Here is a 17,945-nt window from a genome sequence, read left to right on the forward strand (position 1 = left end):
TTTTTCGACTTTCAGGATAGTGTGGAGATAGCAATGAGTACCTTTTTGCACGGTGGCCTCGGCTTGGGGAGCGACGGCGAGTCCGTGCGTTTTAATGTGCATGTCGACGGCAAGGTCTGGACCTGCCAGATCGGTCGCGCCGCGCTCAATCACCTGTCAGGCGTCGATGCCGGGGGCGAGGCGCTATTCGATCAGTTCGTCGACTTCGAAGACGAAATCGTCGACCTCGCCGCCAAGGCGATTGCGCAGGGTGCCAGCGTCGAGCCAATCGAAGTCGGCAAGCAATGAGCGTTTGATATTCAAATTGAACGTCGCAGCACCTTGCCGCCAGACAGGCGGCATCCCGCTAACCGGAAACACGGAGTCCTTCATGAGCTACGCATCGCATGAGCAGGTCTACGATTACCGTGCAGGCTATCGAATTCGCGTTCAGGCGTTTCAGAATGAGTACGCCGGACCGTGGGACTATCTGGTGCAAGTGCTGCGACACGACAAGCCGGAAGGGCCGGAAGTGCGCTCTCCCGATGGTCATCGCGACAACCGGCTCGACGCCGAGATGGCTGGACGCAAGGCCGGTGAGCGCATCGTCGACGAACTACTCGGTGACGGGGACGCGTGACCTTTCGCGCGCCCTTGGTCATTTAGCCCGCCTCCGTCTCGCCACACAAACGCCATACGCCGTCCGCCGAGAGGACGGCGCGTCCGTCTTCTGCGAGCTTATCCAGATGCGCGCGCAGCGAACGTCGCGCGACACCGTGCCGCGTCGCTGGTACGTCCGCATAGACCACCGGTGTGAGCATGTCGATGCTCGCCGGACCGACGTCCGCGAGCGCCGCCAGCGCGCTTGCTTCCCGCGCAAGCCGATGTGCCACCAGCCGCGCGATGCGCTGCGCCGGACGATCCATCACGAAGCCATGCCCCGGCGCGAGCCACTGTGGCGCCAACGCCGCCAGCTTTTCCAGCGATGCCAGATAAGTCGCCATATGGCCATCCGGCGGGTTGATGACCACCGTCGAGCCTTGCATCACGTGATCGCCGGTGAAGACCAGCTTCGCGTCGTCAAGCGAATAACACAGATGGTTCGCCGCGTGCCCCGGTGTGTGGACGGCGCGCAGCATGCGTCCATCCGGCAGCGTCACTTCGTCGTCGTCGGAGAGGGCGACGTCCGGCACGAATGCCGTGTCCTGCCCTTCGTCATGACGCGCGTGCATGCCATACGTCACGGCCCCGGTCTTCGCCTTTAACAACCGCGCGCCGGGCGAATGATCGCGATGCGTGTGCGTGACGAAAATCTGTCGGATGACGCCTGGCGCTGCACGCAGGATCGTCTCTGTATGCAGGGGATCGTCGGGGCCGGGATCGATGACAGCCCACTCGTTCTGAGGCCCGCCGCCAATCAGATAGGTGTTGGTGCCGGGGCCGGTCATCATCCCCGGATTCGAAGCGGTGACGCGAAGCACGCCGGGCATGAGCGTCACGACGTTTCCCGGCACGATGTCGTAGCTTCCGGTGCCTTGCTCCTGTGGATCGGTCAGCGTCAGTTCGGCCCACGCCGGCTCGTCCGGCGTGACGGGCCAGCGGCCGCGTTTGCCGTTGGCGAGGCGCGGCTGGATACGCGGGATTTCGTGCCGCGCGGCCAGCGTCGATGCCGTCGCTATCGCCCGCTCGGCAGTCCCCATACTTTCGATCCACTGGAGCAGTTTGCGCGTGGGCGGCAACAGTCGCAGTTGGTCCGCGTGCGTCAGCGCATAGTGCGGACGCATCCAACGGTGTGCCGCGGTCTCGATCTGATCGACTTCGACCGATTGGCCCTCGGGGAGCATCGCCAGAAAGAAGCGCGTGTCGAAACGTTTCGGCAGCGCGAGCGGCGTGACCCAGTGACTCAGATAGTGCAGACGGTCGGGCGCCAGCCGAACGTTGGACGCATGGCACAACGATGCGATATCGATCTTGCCGTCGTGCAGCGCGTCACGTTGGGTGCGCATGTCGTCGAGCGCGGAGGCATCGATTGGCACACCCGTAGCATCGACCGCGAACAACACCCCCGTTTCCTCGAAGCATTCGCGGATGGCCGCGACGTAGTAATCGAGGCCATGATCGGTCAGTTGGAGACGTTCGCTCGCCGTGGCGTCGTTCAGCCCGATGCACGCCGTGTGTCCTTGCCGATCGGCCGCGTCGACAACACCGCCGGGAAAGACGTAGGCGTCGGAGCTGAAGTCACCGGCCCGGACGGCACGCCGTAACAGCAGCACTTCCAGACCACTCGGGCGTTCGCGTAATACGACGAGACTCGCCGCCATCCGCAAGGACGTTGGCGAGCGCTGTGAGGGCGACTGGGAAGGCGAGGAATGCTGGCCGTCAGGCGTAGACGATTGCGCTTCGGGACGATCTGCCATGAGACGTGCGCACTGAGGGCGCGCAATATCGGAAAGCCCCTAGTGTGCCATCGGAATAGAGACACCGCAGGCGGGGCGATCCCCAACTTGCGGCGCGCTGCGCGTTACGTCATCGACGAGGAGAAATCGGGACGGGCATCGTGATGCCCTCGTGACGATCAGGCGGCGTCGTTGGCGGCGTGCGTCGACACCATCGTCACATCGTGACGAGGACGATAGTTCTGTGCAGACGGCATGCGCGCAGCGACCTCACTCAGCCATTGGGCGGTCAGCTCCGGCTGCGTGACGGGGAGCATGTGGCCGCCGTCGACGAGCGTGAGTTGCGCACGCGGGCTCGCCACCGGCAAGGTTTCGCCGTGCTGGCGGTAGTCGAGCACGCGGTCGCTGCGGCCGTAAAGCACATCGACGGGCACTGCCAGGTCGTTGTATCTCGCCGCCAGCGCGGGCATGTCCCGCTCCGCCGCGAGGATGTCGACGCAGCTTGCTTCGAAGTTGCCGGGACGATAGCCCAGCACGCCGCCGCCGCGGATGAGGAAGTCCTCGGGCGCGTCTTCAGGCCCGAAGACATACGCGAGCGTCGTGCGTCCCGTCATCATGCCGACCGGCACGGCGAGCGTGCGTCCAACCCAGCGGCGCCACCAGGCACTCCGGATGGCGAGTGCACGGAAGGGCGCAGGCACTTCGGACACCGGCTGCGTCAGCGGCGCGATCAACGCGAGCGCGCCTACGCGATGTGGATGGTCGAGCGCGAGCGCCAGCGATACCGCACCGCCCAGCGAATGCCCGACCACCAGCGGACGGTCCAGCGCAAGCGTGTCGATCAGTTGCGCAACGACGTTCGCCTGCCATGCGATCGCGGCATCGTGTTGCGGCCCACGTGTGGAATAGCCGGAGCCGGGGCGGTCGACGAGCACTACGCGATGCGTGCGCGCCAGCGCGGCCAGTGGCAAATAAGCGAAGTTGCGCAATTGCCCGGAGAGCCCGTGAATGAATACGATGGCGGGGCCGTGTCCGAAATCGACGTAATGCAGTCGTTCGCCGTCGATATCGAGAAACTGTCCGTCCGGCGGCACGGCCGCTTCGGCGCGTTTGGCTACACGCCGCGTAAAGCGCACCAGTACGAGCACCACAGTGGCGAAGGCGATGACGAGGCAGGCGATCAAGTAGACGATGAGCATGGTGTCGGGCCGAAGAGCAGGCAAAGAAGGATGCATGAAGCGTGCGCGACGTGCGCGTCAAAACGCATCCTAACAAGGTGTTGCGAGGTCCGACGATGCGACGACACGTCGCAGCGTTGCGCGACGCTCGAAATGCATCGCACCGTCGTCGACGCTACTCCAGCGCATCAGTCGCAAGTCGCGCAGGTAGTTCTGATAGAACACCCACGGCTTGCGTCCGCCTTGCCGGGGCAGCGCGCCGGCGGCGCGTTGAATGTACCCCGACGTCAGACCGATGGCGGGCAACTCGCCGTGTTCGCCGTCACGCAGATAGGGCACACACGTGTCGGCATCATGCGCATTCATATGGTTGATCAGACGGCAGACGTACTGCGCGATCAGTTCCGCCTTGAGTGTCCAGGAGGCATTCGTATAACCGAAGACCGACGCAAGATTCGGCACGCCGCTGTACATCATCCCCTTGTAGGCCACTGTGTCGGAGAGCGTGACGGGCTGGCCGTCGACCCGCAATCGCGCACCGCCCATCAGTTGCACGCGCAAGCCGGTCGCCGTCACCACGATGTCGGCCTCAAGCGTCTTGCCGCTCTTGAGCGTGAGACCGGCAGGGGTGAATGCCGCGATTTCGTCGGTGACGATGTCGGCACGACCGCTGCGCAACGCCTTGAAGATGTCGCCATTCGGTGCGAGGCACAGTCGCTGATCCCACGGGTTGTAGCGCGGCGTGAGATCGCGTTCGACGTCGGCATGACCCTGCGCTTGTTGTGCCGCACGCTTGATCAATACGCGGCGGATGGCGTTCGGCCAGCGTCGCGCGGCATTGTAGAAACCGAGCGTGATCAGCACGTTCTTCGTGCGCACGAGCCGGTGCGCGACCCCCGCAGGCAACCATTTGCGCAGACGCTCGGCGACGCCGTCGCGCTGCGGCATCGACAGGATGTAGCTCGGCGAGCGCTGCAACATCGTGACGTGCGATGCACTCGTCGCCATGCTCGGCAGCAGGGTGACGGCCGTCGCACCGCTGCCGATGATGGCGACGCGCTTGTCGCGATAGTCGAGATCGGCGGGCCAATGCTGCGGGTGGACCACGGTGCCGCCGAACGTCTCCATGCCGGGCCAGGTGGGGGCGTGGCCGGCGTCGTAGGCGTAGTAGCCGCTGCACATGAAGAGGAAGCGGCATGTGAGCGTCTCGGTGTCGCAACGACCGTCCTCGTGCGTGCGCTCGATGTCGAGCGTCCATCGGGCAATGCCGGAGTCCCAGCGTGCTTCGCTTACCTTGTGTCCATAACGAATCGCCTCATCGAGACCTTCTTCGCGGGCCGTCTCCTTGAGATAGTCGAGAATCTTGCCGCCGTCGGCGATGGCCTGATCGCTCGCCCACGGACGGAAGCTGAACCCGAGCGTGTACATGTCGGAGTCGGAGCGCACGCCGGGGTAGCGGAACAGATCCCACGTGCCGCCCAGTGACTGACGGGCTTCGAGCATCGCGAATCGGGTGCCGGGGCAACGCTCGCGCAGATAGTGCGCGGCGGCGATGCCCGAGAGTCCTGCGCCCACAATGATGACGTCCAGATCCCTGCGTGTGCGGGACGCGCTTGCGATATCGGACACGGTTGTATTTGCCGTCATGACGAAATCCTCCGGCCGGAAATTTTCAGTTCGTGGATGAATCGGTCGCGGCGGTTCGCGGGTTTGCAGCGGCCGCAGACCGTTTGCTCGACATGGCCGAGCGCCGGTAGAACCAGACGACCATTGCCTGGTAACTTGCGCCGAGCAGGCGGGCGAGCTTGTCGACGCGGCGCGCGTCGGCGCCCACGAGTACGCGCCGCGCATTGCGCTGGACCCCGGCGAGCATCTGGCGCGCGGCAGCGTCGGCGCTCGTCACGTCGATCAGCTTGTTGGCGCGACGGCGATGTGTTTGCGCGTCGATGCCGGTGAACGCGGCGATGCTGTCGTCGATGCGCGATGCCGTCACGATATTGGTGGCGACGCCCCCCGGATGCACGCACGTGCACGACACGGGGGAGCCCGCCAACTCCAGCTCCATACGTAGTGCTTCGGTAAAACCGCGCACGGCGAACTTGCTGGCGTTGTAGGCCGATTGCGTCGGCATGGCGATGATGCCGAAGAGACTCGACGTGTTGACGATGTGACCGTCGCCGGAAGCGTTGAGGTAGGGGAGGAACGCCTGTGTGCCGTGCACCACGCCCCAGAAGTTGATGTTCATCAGCCACTCGATATCTTCAAGACGTGTGGTCGCGACCGGCACGGACAACGACACGCCTGCATTGTTGAAAACGAGGTTGATCTTGCCGTGTGCGGCGGCGGTGTCGAGCGCCCACGCAAAGACGGCGTCGCGATCGGCGACGTCGAGGCGTTGCGACGTCACGCGCGCGCCGAGCGCACGACACGCGATGGCGGTGTGCGTGACGCTTGCCTCGTCGATATCGGATAACGCGAGGTGCGCTCCCCGGCGTGCCAGTTCCAAGGCGAGCGAGCGTCCCATGCCCGATCCCGCACCCGTGATGGCCGCCACCTTGTCCGTGAACGTCTTCATCGTGCCGTCTCCCTGTCTCCCCTGGGGGATGCCTGTCGCATGCCGCCTCTTATGGATCTTAAGTCGTCTTGCGGCGGCGCTCGCGTTGCCTATAATGAGGTCACGCAAATTTGGTGTTGCGTGTCACCACTTTAGTTTTCCATTAAGGTGATGTCAAATAGCGAAATGGAACAAGGACTCGAATCGAAGGATGCTGCACCGACGGCCCGGGAGGGAGGGCGGCGCTATGGCGGCGTGGCGCAGGCGCAGCGGGAACAGGCGCGCCGCACCGCGCTGATCGACGCCGCCACCGAGGTGTTCGGCACTGTCGGCTTTCGCCGCGCCACCGTACGCTCGGTGTGCGGTCTGGCAAAGCTCAACGACCGGTACTTTTACGCGGCGTTCGACAACATGGAGCATCTGCTGCGGGCGACCTACGCGCATCACGCGCAGACGCTGCTCGAACAGTTACAGGCCGCCATCGCCGATAGCGCCCCGACGCTCGACGCGCGGCTCGATGCTGGCCTGAACGCCTTCTTCGCGTTCCTGCGTCAGCCTCAGGCGGCCCGCGTGCTGCTGCTTGAAGTGATGGGCGTGAGCCCGGAGACGGACCTGACCTATCAGCGCTACATCTTTGAATTCGCGAAGCTGATCCTCGCCATGGCCGAGACGCCACCGCCGACCGATGCCGACGCGCAGGCGCAGGCCCGGATCGTCGGGCTGGCGCTGGTGGGCGCGATGACCAACGCGGGAACAGCGTGGGTCCTCATGGGCTATCAGGACACGCAGGCGTGCATGGTGACGAGCTGCCGTCGCGTGCTGCGAGGCGCGCTGATGTGATTTGCGCATGGCTCGCTACAATACGGCTTTCACGTACGACGGCCACGACGTCAGTCGAGCGGCTGAGGGCTCGCCGTCCCCCGTCGTCCTCCCTAATTTTTTACTCTCCAAAGGTCGCAAATGACCACTATCGGAACCCCGCTGTCGCCGAGCGCGACGAAGGTCATGTTGTTGGGCGCTGGCGAACTCGGCCGTGAAGTGCTGATCGCCTTGCAGCGTCTCGGTGTCGAGACGATTGCCGTCGATCGCTACGAGAACGCTCCGGGCCAGCAGGTGGCGCATCATTCGCGCACCATTGCGATGACCGATCCCGAACAGCTCAAGGCACTGATCGAAGCCGAGAAGCCCGATCTCGTCGTGCCGGAAATCGAAGCCATCGCCACGCCGATGCTCGAAGCACTGGAAGCCGACGGCGTGGTGCGCGTGATTCCGACGGCGCGTGCCGCGCGTCTGACGATGGACCGCGAAGGCATTCGTCGTCTGGCGGCCGAAACGCTGGGCCTGCCGACGAGCCCGTATCAGTTCTGCGATTCGCTGGAAGAACTTCAAGCGGCCATCGACGGGGGCATCGGCTATCCGTGCATCGTCAAGCCGGTGATGAGCAGCTCGGGTAAAGGGCAGAGCAAGATCGACAGCGCAGCCGACGTGAAAGCCGCGTGGGACTACGCCATGGCAGGCGGGCGCGTGAGTCACGGTCGCATCATCGTCGAAGGCTTTATCGACTTCGATTACGAGATCACGCTGTTGACCGTGCGTGCACGCGGCGCCAATGCACAGGTCGAGACGCACTTCTGTGCGCCGATCGGCCACAAGCAGGTGAGTGGCGATTACGTGGAGAGCTGGCAGCCGCATCCGATGTCGTCCGTCGCGCTTGAACGTGCGCGGCTCATTGCACGTGACGTGACGAACAATCTGGGCGGGCAGGGTATCTTCGGTGTCGAGCTGTTTGTGAAGGGAGACGACGTGTGGTTCAGCGAAGTCAGTCCGCGTCCGCACGACACGGGCATGGTGACGATGATCACCCAGTGGCAGAACGAGTTCGAACTGCATGCGCGTGCGATTCTCGGTCTGCCGGTGAATACCACGCTGAAGACGCCGGGCGCGAGTGCCGTGATCTATGGCGGTGTGGACGCCAAGGGCATCGTGTTCGACGGCGTCGATCAGGCCTTGCAGGTGCCGCAGACGGACATTCGTCTGTTCGGCAAGCCGGAGAGCTTTGTGAAGCGTCGTATGGGAGTGGCGCTGGCGTACGACGAGAATCTTGACGTTGCGCGCAGCAATGCAGTGGAAGCGGCGAGTCGGGTGAAGCCGCGCGCTGTCTGAGCCTCCATCCGGTCGCATCCCATAACGAAAAAACCCCGCCTTGGCGGGGTTTTCAGTTCGGGCAGTCGCTAGGGTTTAGCGTACTGCCCGAGGCGCGTCGATCGCGTTAGCGACCGCTCAGCGAATCGCAGACCTTAGATGGCCTGGATGTTGCTGGCTTGACGGCCCTTCGGTCCCATCTTCACTTCGAAGCTGACCTTCTGGTTTTCTTGCAGCGACTTGAAACCCTTCGATTGGATTTCCGAGAAGTGGGCGAAGAGATCTTCACCGCCTTCGTCCGGCGTAATAAAACCAAAACCCTTGGCGTCGTTGAACCACTTGACGGTACCAGTTGCCATTTCTTAAATCCTTAAAGTTTTCAAATGAGCGAGCGAGATGCTCAGCGAGCGCATGACATTAAAGCTGATCAGGTACAACCGAGTTGACGCAGAGGGCGACATTAGATGACACAAGACTCGCCATACAACGTTCATGCACCCGTTTTTTTACGGGAAAGGTGGGAAGGTGTCAAGCAGGGAAACTGTGGAATTGTTGATCCACGCCAGTTTCCAGCCGATTTTCGCTGCGTTGCGACATGCAATCGGTCATGCCGGACGGCCGGACGTCATCCTGTTCGCCGTCCTTTCCTATCGTTCCGAGATCCACGCTCAGTCACCTCGCTTTGCGGTAATCCGGATTCTGAATCATCGGGTTGCGCGTCAACGGGTTTTGCATTGTCGGCGGGTGACCGGTTCCCGCTCACCGGGAAGCCGGGATGGTGAAGTGAGAAGCCGTTGATGTCTGCCTTCGTTTCACTGAACGTCTTAAGCATTCGACGAATATCCCGTCCGATAGGACACATGTGGCGTAGGCACAACGCGGGAGTGACATCGCCATGTCTCACCGGGTCGTCACCGTGCTATGTCCCAGCGCAGCGGACCGATAAGTGACGATCAGAGAGGTCTCGAACGCAACGCGGTCGGCCGACCGCCCGGAAATCCCATGTAGGTCGAATGAGGGTTTTGTGCGTCGCGACACGGTCGTCATAGAAAGTAGGTATTTTCCCTAGTCAGACAGAAACCGCGCGCCAGTGCTCGCTTTCGAGACATCAAAATAGATTCTCATTACCCTCAGTTTTGGTAAATGCCTGCCGTTAACGGCCTCATGGTCGCCTCAAGACGGCGTTGCAACACGCGCATTTGCGAGGCCATCATCGTGGGGCAAACACGCTAGGCGGCCGCGCAGTGCCGCGTGTCTTTCGAGACCTTACGTGGCAACCAATCAGGCACCGACGCTCGACTCTTTGCAATCGCTGCTGGCGACCGTCCAGCGCAACGAGCGCTCGCTAAAACGTTTTCAGGACATCGAGCTGGCGCTCATGGGCGCGCCGGACTTCGGTCAATTCCTGGAAGTGGTGCTCAATCGTCTGCGCCACGACTTCGACCTGTCGGGTGTGCGTCTGATGCTCGCTGAGGTCGACGATACCCTTCGCGATCTGATCGACACGGCCGAGGGCATCCGCGCCCTCGACGGCGGTCTGTGCATCGCGCAGGACACCGGGACGTTTTCCGCCGTCTGCGGTAACGGCCAGCTCTGGATCGGCGCGCCACGCGAGCGTCACGCGGCACTGTTCGGTGCGCGTGCCCCGGCGAGCGCCGTCGTAATGCCGCTCGCGCGTAATGGACGTTACATCGGTGTGATCGCACTGGGCAGTCGCGACGCACGCCGCTTCGCCCCCGACATGGCCACCGACTTCCTAGAACGGTTCGGCGCAGTCGTCGCCGTGTGTCTCGAGAACATGTGGAACCGCGAGCGCTTAAAGCGTATCGGTCTGACGGACCCGCTCACGGGCTTGTCGAACCGTCGCTACTTCGATCAGCGTCTGCGAGAAGAAGTGATTCGGGGCGCACGCTATGGTGCGCCGCTCGCATGCCTGCTCATCGACATCGACCATTTCAAGCGTGTCAACGACAGTCACGGTCATGCGACCGGCGATCGCGCATTGCGTGCCGCAAGTGTCTGCATGCGTGCGCAATTGCGCGTGACGGATACCCTCGCGCGATACGGCGGGGAAGAGTTCGCCGCACTCCTGGTGCAGACCGAGCAGAACTGGGCGGGGACGGTCGCTGAGCGGGTGCGTCGTGCGGTGGCGCGACTGGAGGTACCCGACGACGACGGGATTCTCGTGCCGCTCACCATTTCCATTGGCTTGGCCAGCGTCGATCCGCGTGACATCGCCGATCCGGAATCGCTGCCTCTGCGCCTGTTGGGCGCAGCCGACGCCGCGCTCTACGCCGCGAAGCGCTCGGGACGCGACCGCGTGGTCGTCGCCCCGACGGCGAACCTGCGTTAGCCGACCGAAGCCTGCACCGACCCGATGCGGGGCGTTTCAGGCCGGGCGTGTTATCGAACGCTGAACCAGCCGATCAGCAACGACACCGTCACCACCGACAGCACCGTCGAAATCAGAATGGCGCGCGAAGCTACGGCCGCCTCGCGTCCGTACAACTGCGCCAGCATGAACGGCCCGGTGCCGATGGGCAGTGCCGACAGCAGCAACGCGCTGTGCGCCCAGATCGTCGGCAGATCGAACACGCGAAACGCCAGAAACGCGGTAATGGCGGGCTGAAAAATCAGCTTGAGACCGACGAGACGTCCCACGGCACGCGCGATCCGAGGCTCTTTCGCCGCGCCCGAGCTTTGTGCGAGGAACATACCGATGGCCACCAGCGCGCACGGGCTGGCCGCACCGCCGAGCAACGTCGTGAAGTGAAGGACGGGGGCGGGCAGTGTGATGCCGAACGCCGCGAACGCCATACCGGCGAACGGCGAGACGACCAGCGGATTGCGAATGAGCGCACGCGCAACGAAACCCGCCGTGCGACGCCAGTTCGGTGTCGCTTGCAGATCCGTTTCGATGATGCCGATGGAGATCGCGAAGAGCACCGTCGCCGTAAGCAGCATGGCGACGACGACAGCGGGCACGCTCGCCGGACCGAACGCTACGAGGCACAGCGGTAGCCCCATGAAGCCTGCGTTCGGGTACGCCGCGCCCATGCCCTCGATGCTCGCGTCCGTCAGACGTCCGCGCACCGTCCGGTCGAGCAGGAAGGACAGCGCGAACGTCGCGGCCATCCCGCCACCGAACGCGCCCAGGAAGCCGGGATTGACGAGTTCGGCCCACGTGATCTGCGCCATCGACTGAAACAGGACGGCGGGCAACGCAAGATAGACGACGAAGCGATTGAGCGCATCGAGCGCAGCATCGCCGAGCCAGGCCCGGCGGGCGCAGAGATACCCCAGAAAGATCAGCCCGAAGACGGGCAGGGCGGCAGAGATAACAGCTTGCATGGGTTGCTTCGTCAGTTCATCAGTTCGATTGCGCGAGACGGATCAACCATTCGCGACGCGCATTGCCGCCGTCGGCTTCCGTGTGTTCGCGGGCGGCGGTTTCGGCACCGATGGCGTCACCGGCCGCGATGCGCGCCACGATTTCCCCATGCTCATGCCAGACGACTTCCTGCATCGGCATCGCGCCGAGCGTGGCGGCCATCGCGCGCATGATGTGCGGCCACTGCGGCGCCACCGTCTGTGCAATCAGCGGATTGCCCGAGGCGTCGTGCAACGCTGTGTGGAAGGCGACTTCGATACGGACCTGTCGTACCACCGGCGTCCCTTTCGTCATCGTCATGCCAGCGGCGACGGCGTCTTCCAGGCGGCGCAGGACATCGTCCGGCAGTGTTCCTTCGGCGCGGCGCATAGCGGCTAGTCGAGCGGCGAGACTGTCCAGTGCCGTGCGCACCTGATAGAGCTGACGCAGATGGTCCGCATCGATCGGAGCCACTTCGAGCCCCTGACGTCCGCTGTCGCACACCAGTCCGTCGCGCTTGAGCAACTGCAATGCGTGGCTCACAGGTTGACGCGATACGCCCAGAGAGTCGGCCAGTTCGGCCTGCCGGATGCGCTCGCCGGGCGGGAGCGTGAGGTCGGCGATGGCGTCGCGCAGCCGCGAGTACACCTGATCGATGAGCACCGGCGTGCTGGCGAGCGGAGCAAGCGGGGCCATCGGCGAAGGCATCGCGTCGGTCGTCGGGGCGTCGAGGGTATCCGTGGCGGACAAGGCAGGCGCTGAAGCGGGGTGTGGCATGGCATTCCGACCTTGGCCGGTATCCGTGATATCTGGAATTCCGAATTCTACGCTCGATGACGGATGTCGACACGGTTTATTTCCGTGGACGTCGGTTTGGGGCGGGCGTTGGAGGAGAGCGGGGCGGAATCACTCGCTCGGATCAAGCTCCGGCGGCGAGACGGACGTGGCGCGCGCGGGCGTCTGAAGCAGCGTCTGCATGGTGATACGGGTACGCTGGAGACGCCGGGCCAGTGCCCAGGCTTCGGCTTCGGTCTCGAACAGGCCCACGATCAGATGCGGTTCGGCAGCGAAGCCATCTGAAAACAGGCCGATGTTCTTGGCGATCATCTCACTCGCCCGCTCGACCGAGACAGTGTACTGACGCGGCGAACGGTACTGATTGACGACAACGGCGAAGGCGCGGGAGAACGCGTCGGACATTCGGAAACCTCCTCTGTCTGCGTGGCGCGATACCCCGGCGTCGCACGTCGGAGGCACGCGCATGGCGTTGCACTTCCGGTGATTGTAGGCGATGGGGCGGCGCGTGTCGGGGCAAAACGATGACGGTGGAAACACTGAGGAAACAGACCGTCGGTTCGTTAAGACATTCCCATAAAAAAAGCCGCCGAGCGGATCGGCGGCGCAACAGAGAGGGTGACAGCGCAACCGAAGTTGCCGTTATTCAGATTAATTCGTGGCGATGACAGTGCCATGACCGCTGGACGTGTGCGATCACCCGAGCGCACGCGAGCGTCGACAGCACGCGCGTTTCACATCGCAAACCACGGATGGCCTGCGAAGGGGGAATTCGATGGTGACTGAAGCGTGTGCCGACTACACGAGCACAGGTAACGCCTCCACCACAAGGAACGCAACGAGCGCCCCAACCACCGCACCGGCGGCACGCAGACCGTAGCGTGTCGAGCGCGTAGCGACGGGGATGCCGCCAACGAGCAGCGCACCGGCCACTGCCATCGGCAGGAACAAGGTCAGGTCGTAGAGATTGAAGTGGATTGCGGGCATCTTTCTTATCTCCTCTCCTATGTGCCTTTCCACTATAGGACGGTCTTCGAGGATGCCCAAATTTGGTGCGACGCAGCATGTTGCTGCGCTTATTCAGTCTTCCTGACGAACGGCGTGCATCTTGCGGCGTGCGTTCCACATCGCCATGTCCTTACGGGTGCGCATGCGTTCGCCGATGTTGATGCCCGCAGGCTGCGAACGCGAAGAAGAGGCGGCAACCTCGTTGGCTTCGCTGCGCGCCTGTACCATCATGACGAGCGTAAACAACGAGGCGGCAAGCGCCAGCAGGATCAGTTTCATATGGCCCCCGGTCAATCTCTGGTGAATCTGGTCTGTCTTTTGTTTGTCGTAGTACGCCGTTGCCATCGTCCCGACCGGCTCGCCTCAAAGGGGAGCCGTGCCATTGATGATGCCGCGACGCTTCTGTCGTGCACTGCTGAGGGACTTCGGTGCCGCAACTGCCTGATGGGGCGGGGGCCTCGGGACGTCTCGCATCGACGGCATCATAGTCTGCCAATGTGACAACTTTCCCGGACTTCCCAAACTCAGGGCGTGCAGCGGCGCAGCACGCCTTGAAACGTATAGCGACACGCGCGGCGAAAAGTTTAGAAATCGTGACATTTTTTTGTCGACACGGGCCGAAGGCGCCTCGGCGGCATACCGATGCGCCCCCGTCCCGTGCCAGACCCGTCATGCACGGGGATGGTAAGGCTTACGGCTGTCGGGAAATGCCGTCGTTCAGGCGGCCTCGCACCGCATTCTCCGGTAACGCCATGGCCGCGAGCGACGCCAGTGCCGCCCCCGCCTGCGCCAGCTCATGCATGACGTCGGGCGAGGTGCCGAGCGAGACCGCAAGGCCCGTGAGGCCCGCCCACGTCGACGGTTCCAGCAGCCGGGACAAGAGAAAGCGCATGGTCAGTCTCCCGTCGACGAATCGTCCAGCGACGTCTTCCCGCTGAAGTAGAACGGCGTCATGTCGATATGCGAGGCCGTCGCCTTCTGCCCAAGCCCCTCACGCGCTGCATTCGCCAGCACGCCGTTGTCCTGGTCGATCGTCCAGGTGAATAGGCCGCCAAGCCCGTTGCGCCTGACGTAGTCGCCCTTGGCACGCACGGTGCGTGGCGTGTCGAGCGACATGAACATGCCCGTCGACGGCTGGTACAGGAAGTCGGCGTCGGCCACCGTATCGGTGTACAGAACGAAGCCGTTGCGCGCTGCACCGTGCTCCAGATCGAGGTAATTGCGCAGCACGTCGTAATACTCCGTCGTCCCTGATTCGAACGTGCCGGTGGTGATGTCGTCGCCGGGAGAGTAAGTGCCGGAAAGGGCCGCGACCTGTGCAATCTGCGCCTGAAGCGCGTTGCGCGAGTACGCCGCATAACCGATGTGCACCTTGGCGAGCGGCACGCCTGCCTGACGCAGCCAGTTGACGGCGCGATCGATCGAGAAGCCGTCGGGCGCGGCCGGGTCCGTGTCGTGAAGATTCGTGTGATGGGCGAGCGTGGGTGCCCACGGCGTGCCGAAGAAGTCGTACGTCATCAGATTCAGACGTGACACACCCGCAGCGATCAGACCCGGCAGGTTGGCCTTCTGCATGTCGGCCACGTTGGCCGACGCCGCAATCGAGATTTCGACATCGCGGCGTCCGGCAGCCACGAGCGCCTTCTTCAGATCGCTCACGAGCGCTGCGTAATTCGGTCCGTCCGAGTCGTCGTAGACGTTGCCGTCGTCACCCGGCGAGCCGGGATACTCCCAGTCGATGTTGATCTCGGTAAACATCGGGAAGCGGCGCAGCAGATCGACGACGCTCGCGCAGAACGTCTTGCGTCGCGCGCTGCTACCCGCCAGCCCGTGAAACGCTTGACTCATCGTCCAGCCGCCGATGGCGATGGCGAGTTTCAGTGCCGGGTTCTTCGCGTGCAGCAGGCGCAAACCGCCGAGTACGCCCTGTGCCCGCGACTGCTGGAACATCGGCATCACGTCGTTGCTCACCCAGCCGGGAAAGCCGCAATTGCGATAGGAGAGCACGTCCCCCCAACTGTCGACGAAGGTGGCCTGATCTGGCTTGCGCACGAAGTCGGTGGCCGCACGGGCGATGGTTTGCGCCTTCTCGCCCTGATCGCCCACGATGCCCGCGAAACCGATGATCAGCCTGTCGTAAGCAAACGGATCGAGCAACATCAGATCGACGCCGCGTCCGGCCGCGTCATTGCTGAAGTCGCCGTCGAGACGTCCATCGTATTGCGACCAGTCGGTGTAATAGCCGGAGACTTCGAGCGCGCCTTTCGCATAACGGTTGTAGACGCGCTTGGCGACACGCGCCGACGTGTACGACAGCTGCGTCGTGCTCGTCGCCGGATCGAATCCGTTCTGGGCGTAGGTGGTTTCCGTTGCGCCGTCGAGCGGATCTGTGGGATAGACGAGTTCGCTGGCGGCGTCGGTGGTGCCGGTGGCGACGGTGGCGGACGCAGCGGAAGTGGAAGACGAATTGCGCGGTGCAGTCATGATGTGGCTCCTGAGAGTGAATGGACAGGTGCCGTTGCCGGGCGATGAAGCAGGAAACTCGCGGCGACATCGGCGTGACCAGCGTCGCGTTCGCTCAGCGGCTTCGCCAGCGCAAATGACGTGTCAGCGTGCGAAGGGCGCGCGGGAGCGTCGTCGGCAGCCAGTCCCGAAGGCGGTCGGGCCTGCCTGTCGACGAGGGGGGCGATGACGTTGATGACGTACCCGGTGCCTCGGACATGGGCGCAGTGTCAGCCTCGATGCAAGGCTCGAAGCGATAGCCAATGCGCGGCACCGTCACGATATGGCGATGCAACCCGAGTGGAATCAGCTTGCGGCGAAGGCGCGAGACCACCTGCATCAGATTGGTGTCGTCCTGATCGGGACGCGTTGGCCACAGCGTCGCGATCAGCGTACGTTTGTCATGCGCGACGTTGGCGGGCGAGCGCAATGCACACAGCAGGCGGTACTCGATTTGCGGAATCCGGACGATCACACCGTGTCGCCGTACCTCGCCGTGCCCGTCGCACGCGACACCGTGTGAGAGCGGCGGTGCGCACGATGCGGAGGTTGTGGCATCGACCACGGTCACACCGTCATGACTGCTGTCTGCGGACACCGGCGAGGTCTCGCGCGCTACGTCATCCGCCGAATTCGTATCCGAAATGGTCACGGCGACTGACGACGGAGCGTCGAAGCGATAGCCGACGCGCGCCACCGTCACGATGGCGCGTTGCAGGCCGAGCGGGGCCAGTGAGCGTCGCAGACGGGAGACGAGTTGCACGAGCGCGGCGTCTTCCATCCACTGCGCGCGCTTGCCCCACAGGGCCGACATCAGCGCGTGCTTGTCGAGCGCGGTGCCTGCACGGGCGGCGAGCAGGACCAACAAACGCTTTTCCTGCTCCGACAGGCGAGCGGCGATGCCGTCGCGTTGTACGAGATTGGTGACGTCGTCCAGATCGAACGGTGACATCGGCATGGGGCGCTCCTGGTATCGAATACGGGAGGCCCACCGTAGCGACGCGGGTTCACCTGTCGCAAGACAACAAGCGACGACAAGCGCGACATAGCCACCGTCGTTAAGTCCATTGATCGGCGAGATGTGTTCGTCGAGTGCCTAGCCAATGTCACGCGTCACATCGCGAGGTAAGATAGCGGCCATATTTCCTGGATTTCGCCATGCTCGAACTCATTTCCGAACACCGCTGCTTTGGTGGCGTGCAGCGCTTCTATCGCCACACTTCGTCCGTGATCGGTCTGCCGATGCGTTTTTCGGTGTTTGTGCCGCCGCAGGCGCGTGACGGACGCGCCGTGCCCGCGCTGTTCTATCTCGCGGGCCTCACGTGTACGGAAGAAACGTTCATGATCAAGGGCGGGGCGCAGTGGCTGGCCGCAGAACACGGGGTGGCCCTCATCACCCCTGACACCAGCCCGCGAGGCGCGGGGTTGCCTGGCGAGACCGACTCGTGGGATTTCGGCGTCGGCGCAGGCTTCTATCTCGACGCTACGCAAGACCCGTGGTCGAAGCACTACCGCATGTACAGCTACATCGTCGACGAACTGTACGGCCTCGTCACGCAGTCGCTCCCCATCGATGCCGAACGTATCGGCATCTTCGGTCACTCGATGGGCGGTCATGGCGCGCTGACGCTGGCGCTACGCAACCCGGACAAATTCCGTTCAGTGTCGGCTTTCGCACCGATCGCCGCGCCGATGCATTGCCCGTGGGGCGAAAAAGCGTTCACTGGCTATCTGGGGACGGACCGCGAGACGTGGCGTCAGTACGATGCCAGCGAACTGATCGCGAAGGCGGGAACAGTGGTGTTTCCGGGCGGCATTCTGATCGATCAGGGTTTGAACGACCAGTTCCTCGAAGCGCAGTTGCATCCGGACATCTTCGAGCGCGCCTGCCAGAAGGCGGGGCAGCCGTTGAATCTGCGCCGTCACAACGGCTACGATCACGGTTACTACTTCATTCAGACGTTCATGGCAGATCATCTGTCGCATCACGCCGAGCATCTTCGCGCGTACTGATCCGCCTT

General features: G+C 63.4%; 19 protein-coding genes. 6 read left to right on the forward strand and 13 right to left on the reverse strand.

The window, feature by feature from the left end; genetic code table 11:
• The first annotated feature begins 33 nt into the window (after positions 1-33).
• Together NTU39_RS11225 and NTU39_RS11230 are read left to right on the forward strand one after the other, a co-directional pair.
• On the forward strand, positions 34-288 hold the full coding sequence (locus NTU39_RS11225; RefSeq protein ID WP_150664955.1) for a DUF1488 family protein: 255 nt from the start codon (positions 34-36) through the stop codon (positions 286-288).
• Between the two features lie 82 nt (positions 289-370).
• Positions 371-619, forward strand: a complete 249-nt coding sequence (locus tag NTU39_RS11230) for a hypothetical protein (RefSeq protein WP_039399007.1) — start codon at positions 371-373, stop codon at positions 617-619.
• A 22-nt stretch (positions 620-641) separates the two neighbouring features.
• Here NTU39_RS11230 and NTU39_RS11235 read toward each other — a convergent pair whose 3' ends face one another.
• From NTU39_RS11235 to NTU39_RS11250, 4 genes are all read right to left on the reverse strand, one after another.
• Positions 642-2,396, reverse strand: coding sequence for an MBL fold metallo-hydrolase (locus NTU39_RS11235; protein ID WP_257959830.1), 1,755 nt, complete (start codon positions 2,394-2,396; stop codon positions 642-644).
• 158 nt (positions 2,397-2,554) lie between these two features.
• Positions 2,555-3,574, reverse strand: a complete 1,020-nt coding sequence (locus tag NTU39_RS11240) for an alpha/beta fold hydrolase (RefSeq protein WP_257959831.1) — start codon at positions 3,572-3,574, stop codon at positions 2,555-2,557.
• A gap of 69 nt (positions 3,575-3,643) precedes the next feature.
• Complete coding sequence (locus NTU39_RS11245; protein ID WP_257959832.1) at positions 3,644-5,200, reverse strand: flavin-containing monooxygenase; 1,557 nt, start codon at positions 5,198-5,200, stop codon at positions 3,644-3,646.
• A 25-nt stretch (positions 5,201-5,225) separates the two neighbouring features.
• Positions 5,226-6,128 carry an SDR family NAD(P)-dependent oxidoreductase gene (locus NTU39_RS11250; RefSeq protein WP_257959833.1) on the reverse strand — a complete coding sequence of 301 codons (903 nt, stop codon included), beginning with the start codon at positions 6,126-6,128 and terminating at the stop codon, positions 5,226-5,228.
• 165 nt (positions 6,129-6,293) lie between these two features.
• Here NTU39_RS11250 and NTU39_RS11255 point away from each other — a divergent pair, with 165 nt between their 5' ends.
• Positions 6,294-6,947, forward strand: coding sequence for a TetR/AcrR family transcriptional regulator (locus NTU39_RS11255; RefSeq protein ID WP_150664960.1), 654 nt, complete (start codon positions 6,294-6,296; stop codon positions 6,945-6,947).
• A gap of 120 nt (positions 6,948-7,067) precedes the next feature.
• Entirely contained in the window at positions 7,068-8,270 is a 1,203-nt protein-coding gene (purT, locus tag NTU39_RS11260; protein ID WP_257959834.1) for a formate-dependent phosphoribosylglycinamide formyltransferase, read from the forward strand.
• A 134-nt stretch (positions 8,271-8,404) separates the two neighbouring features.
• Here purT and NTU39_RS11265 read toward each other — a convergent pair whose 3' ends face one another.
• Entirely contained in the window at positions 8,405-8,608 is a 204-nt protein-coding gene (locus NTU39_RS11265) for a cold-shock protein (RefSeq protein ID WP_150664962.1), read from the reverse strand.
• 911 nt (positions 8,609-9,519) lie between these two features.
• Here NTU39_RS11265 and NTU39_RS11270 point away from each other — a divergent pair.
• A complete protein-coding gene (locus tag NTU39_RS11270; RefSeq protein ID WP_246184614.1) occupies positions 9,520-10,602 on the forward strand; it encodes a GGDEF domain-containing protein in 1,083 nt (360 codons plus the stop codon).
• A gap of 50 nt (positions 10,603-10,652) precedes the next feature.
• On the opposite strand, the gene NTU39_RS11275 is transcribed toward NTU39_RS11270, so the two are convergent.
• From NTU39_RS11275 to NTU39_RS11310, 8 genes are all read right to left on the reverse strand, one after another.
• Positions 10,653-11,600, reverse strand: coding sequence for an AEC family transporter (locus tag NTU39_RS11275; protein WP_039398997.1), 948 nt, complete (start codon positions 11,598-11,600; stop codon positions 10,653-10,655).
• 19 nt (positions 11,601-11,619) lie between these two features.
• Positions 11,620-12,396 carry a GntR family transcriptional regulator gene (locus tag NTU39_RS11280; RefSeq protein ID WP_257959835.1) on the reverse strand — a complete coding sequence of 259 codons (777 nt, stop codon included), beginning with the start codon at positions 12,394-12,396 and terminating at the stop codon, positions 11,620-11,622.
• Between the two features lie 129 nt (positions 12,397-12,525).
• The gene (locus NTU39_RS11285; protein WP_039398995.1) at positions 12,526-12,819 is read right to left on the reverse strand and encodes a hypothetical protein; all 294 of its coding nucleotides are present in this window, start codon (positions 12,817-12,819) and stop codon (positions 12,526-12,528) included.
• A gap of 393 nt (positions 12,820-13,212) precedes the next feature.
• Positions 13,213-13,401, reverse strand: coding sequence for a hypothetical protein (locus NTU39_RS11290; protein ID WP_150664963.1), 189 nt, complete (start codon positions 13,399-13,401; stop codon positions 13,213-13,215).
• Between the two features lie 93 nt (positions 13,402-13,494).
• Positions 13,495-13,701, reverse strand: coding sequence for a hypothetical protein (locus NTU39_RS11295; RefSeq protein WP_150664964.1), 207 nt, complete (start codon positions 13,699-13,701; stop codon positions 13,495-13,497).
• 412 nt (positions 13,702-14,113) lie between these two features.
• Positions 14,114-14,314: a hypothetical protein gene (locus tag NTU39_RS11300; protein WP_150664965.1), complete on the reverse strand. Its 201-nt coding sequence runs from the start codon at positions 14,312-14,314 to the stop codon at positions 14,114-14,116.
• A gap of 2 nt (positions 14,315-14,316) precedes the next feature.
• Positions 14,317-15,906, reverse strand: coding sequence for a glycoside hydrolase family 18 protein (locus NTU39_RS11305; protein WP_150664966.1), 1,590 nt, complete (start codon positions 15,904-15,906; stop codon positions 14,317-14,319).
• 94 nt (positions 15,907-16,000) lie between these two features.
• Entirely contained in the window at positions 16,001-16,882 is an 882-nt protein-coding gene (locus NTU39_RS11310) for a winged helix-turn-helix domain-containing protein (RefSeq protein ID WP_257959836.1), read from the reverse strand.
• Positions 16,883-17,082: 200 nt separating this feature from the next.
• Here NTU39_RS11310 and fghA point away from each other — a divergent pair, with 200 nt between their 5' ends.
• Positions 17,083-17,937: an S-formylglutathione hydrolase gene (gene fghA, locus NTU39_RS11315; RefSeq protein WP_257959837.1), complete on the forward strand. Its 855-nt coding sequence runs from the start codon at positions 17,083-17,085 to the stop codon at positions 17,935-17,937.
• Positions 17,938-17,945 lie beyond the last annotated feature (8 nt).

It is taken from the genome of Pandoraea commovens, assembly GCF_024704525.1.
GTDB classification, from domain to species: domain Bacteria; phylum Pseudomonadota; class Gammaproteobacteria; order Burkholderiales; family Burkholderiaceae; genus Pandoraea; species Pandoraea commovens.

What these genes read in the sequence shown, in the direction of transcription:
- NTU39_RS11225 (WP_150664955.1), top strand. Translation starts at nt 34, where the DNA reads ATGAGTACCTTTTTGCACGGTGGCCTCGGCTTGGGGAGCGACGGCGAG.
- NTU39_RS11230 (WP_039399007.1), top strand. Translation starts at nt 371, where the DNA reads ATGAGCTACGCATCGCATGAGCAGGTCTACGATTACCGTGCAGGCTAT.
- NTU39_RS11235 (WP_257959830.1), bottom strand. Translation starts at nt 2,396, where the DNA reads ATGGCAGATCGTCCCGAAGCGCAATCGTCTACGCCTGACGGCCAGCAT.
- NTU39_RS11240 (WP_257959831.1), bottom strand. Translation starts at nt 3,574, where the DNA reads ATGCTCATCGTCTACTTGATCGCCTGCCTCGTCATCGCCTTCGCCACT.
- NTU39_RS11245 (WP_257959832.1), bottom strand. Translation starts at nt 5,200, where the DNA reads ATGACGGCAAATACAACCGTGTCCGATATCGCAAGCGCGTCCCGCACA.
- NTU39_RS11250 (WP_257959833.1), bottom strand. Translation starts at nt 6,128, where the DNA reads ATGAAGACGTTCACGGACAAGGTGGCGGCCATCACGGGTGCGGGATCG.
- NTU39_RS11255 (WP_150664960.1), top strand. Translation starts at nt 6,294, where the DNA reads ATGGAACAAGGACTCGAATCGAAGGATGCTGCACCGACGGCCCGGGAG.
- purT (WP_257959834.1), top strand. Translation starts at nt 7,068, where the DNA reads ATGACCACTATCGGAACCCCGCTGTCGCCGAGCGCGACGAAGGTCATG.
- NTU39_RS11265 (WP_150664962.1), bottom strand. Translation starts at nt 8,608, where the DNA reads ATGGCAACTGGTACCGTCAAGTGGTTCAACGACGCCAAGGGTTTTGGT.
- NTU39_RS11275 (WP_039398997.1), bottom strand. Translation starts at nt 11,600, where the DNA reads ATGCAAGCTGTTATCTCTGCCGCCCTGCCCGTCTTCGGGCTGATCTTT.
- NTU39_RS11280 (WP_257959835.1), bottom strand. Translation starts at nt 12,396, where the DNA reads ATGCCACACCCCGCTTCAGCGCCTGCCTTGTCCGCCACGGATACCCTC.
- NTU39_RS11285 (WP_039398995.1), bottom strand. Translation starts at nt 12,819, where the DNA reads ATGTCCGACGCGTTCTCCCGCGCCTTCGCCGTTGTCGTCAATCAGTAC.
- NTU39_RS11290 (WP_150664963.1), bottom strand. Translation starts at nt 13,401, where the DNA reads ATGCCCGCAATCCACTTCAATCTCTACGACCTGACCTTGTTCCTGCCG.
- NTU39_RS11295 (WP_150664964.1), bottom strand. Translation starts at nt 13,701, where the DNA reads ATGAAACTGATCCTGCTGGCGCTTGCCGCCTCGTTGTTTACGCTCGTC.
- NTU39_RS11300 (WP_150664965.1), bottom strand. Translation starts at nt 14,314, where the DNA reads ATGCGCTTTCTCTTGTCCCGGCTGCTGGAACCGTCGACGTGGGCGGGC.
- NTU39_RS11305 (WP_150664966.1), bottom strand. Translation starts at nt 15,906, where the DNA reads ATGACTGCACCGCGCAATTCGTCTTCCACTTCCGCTGCGTCCGCCACC.
- NTU39_RS11310 (WP_257959836.1), bottom strand. Translation starts at nt 16,882, where the DNA reads ATGCCGATGTCACCGTTCGATCTGGACGACGTCACCAATCTCGTACAA.
- fghA (WP_257959837.1), top strand. Translation starts at nt 17,083, where the DNA reads ATGCTCGAACTCATTTCCGAACACCGCTGCTTTGGTGGCGTGCAGCGC.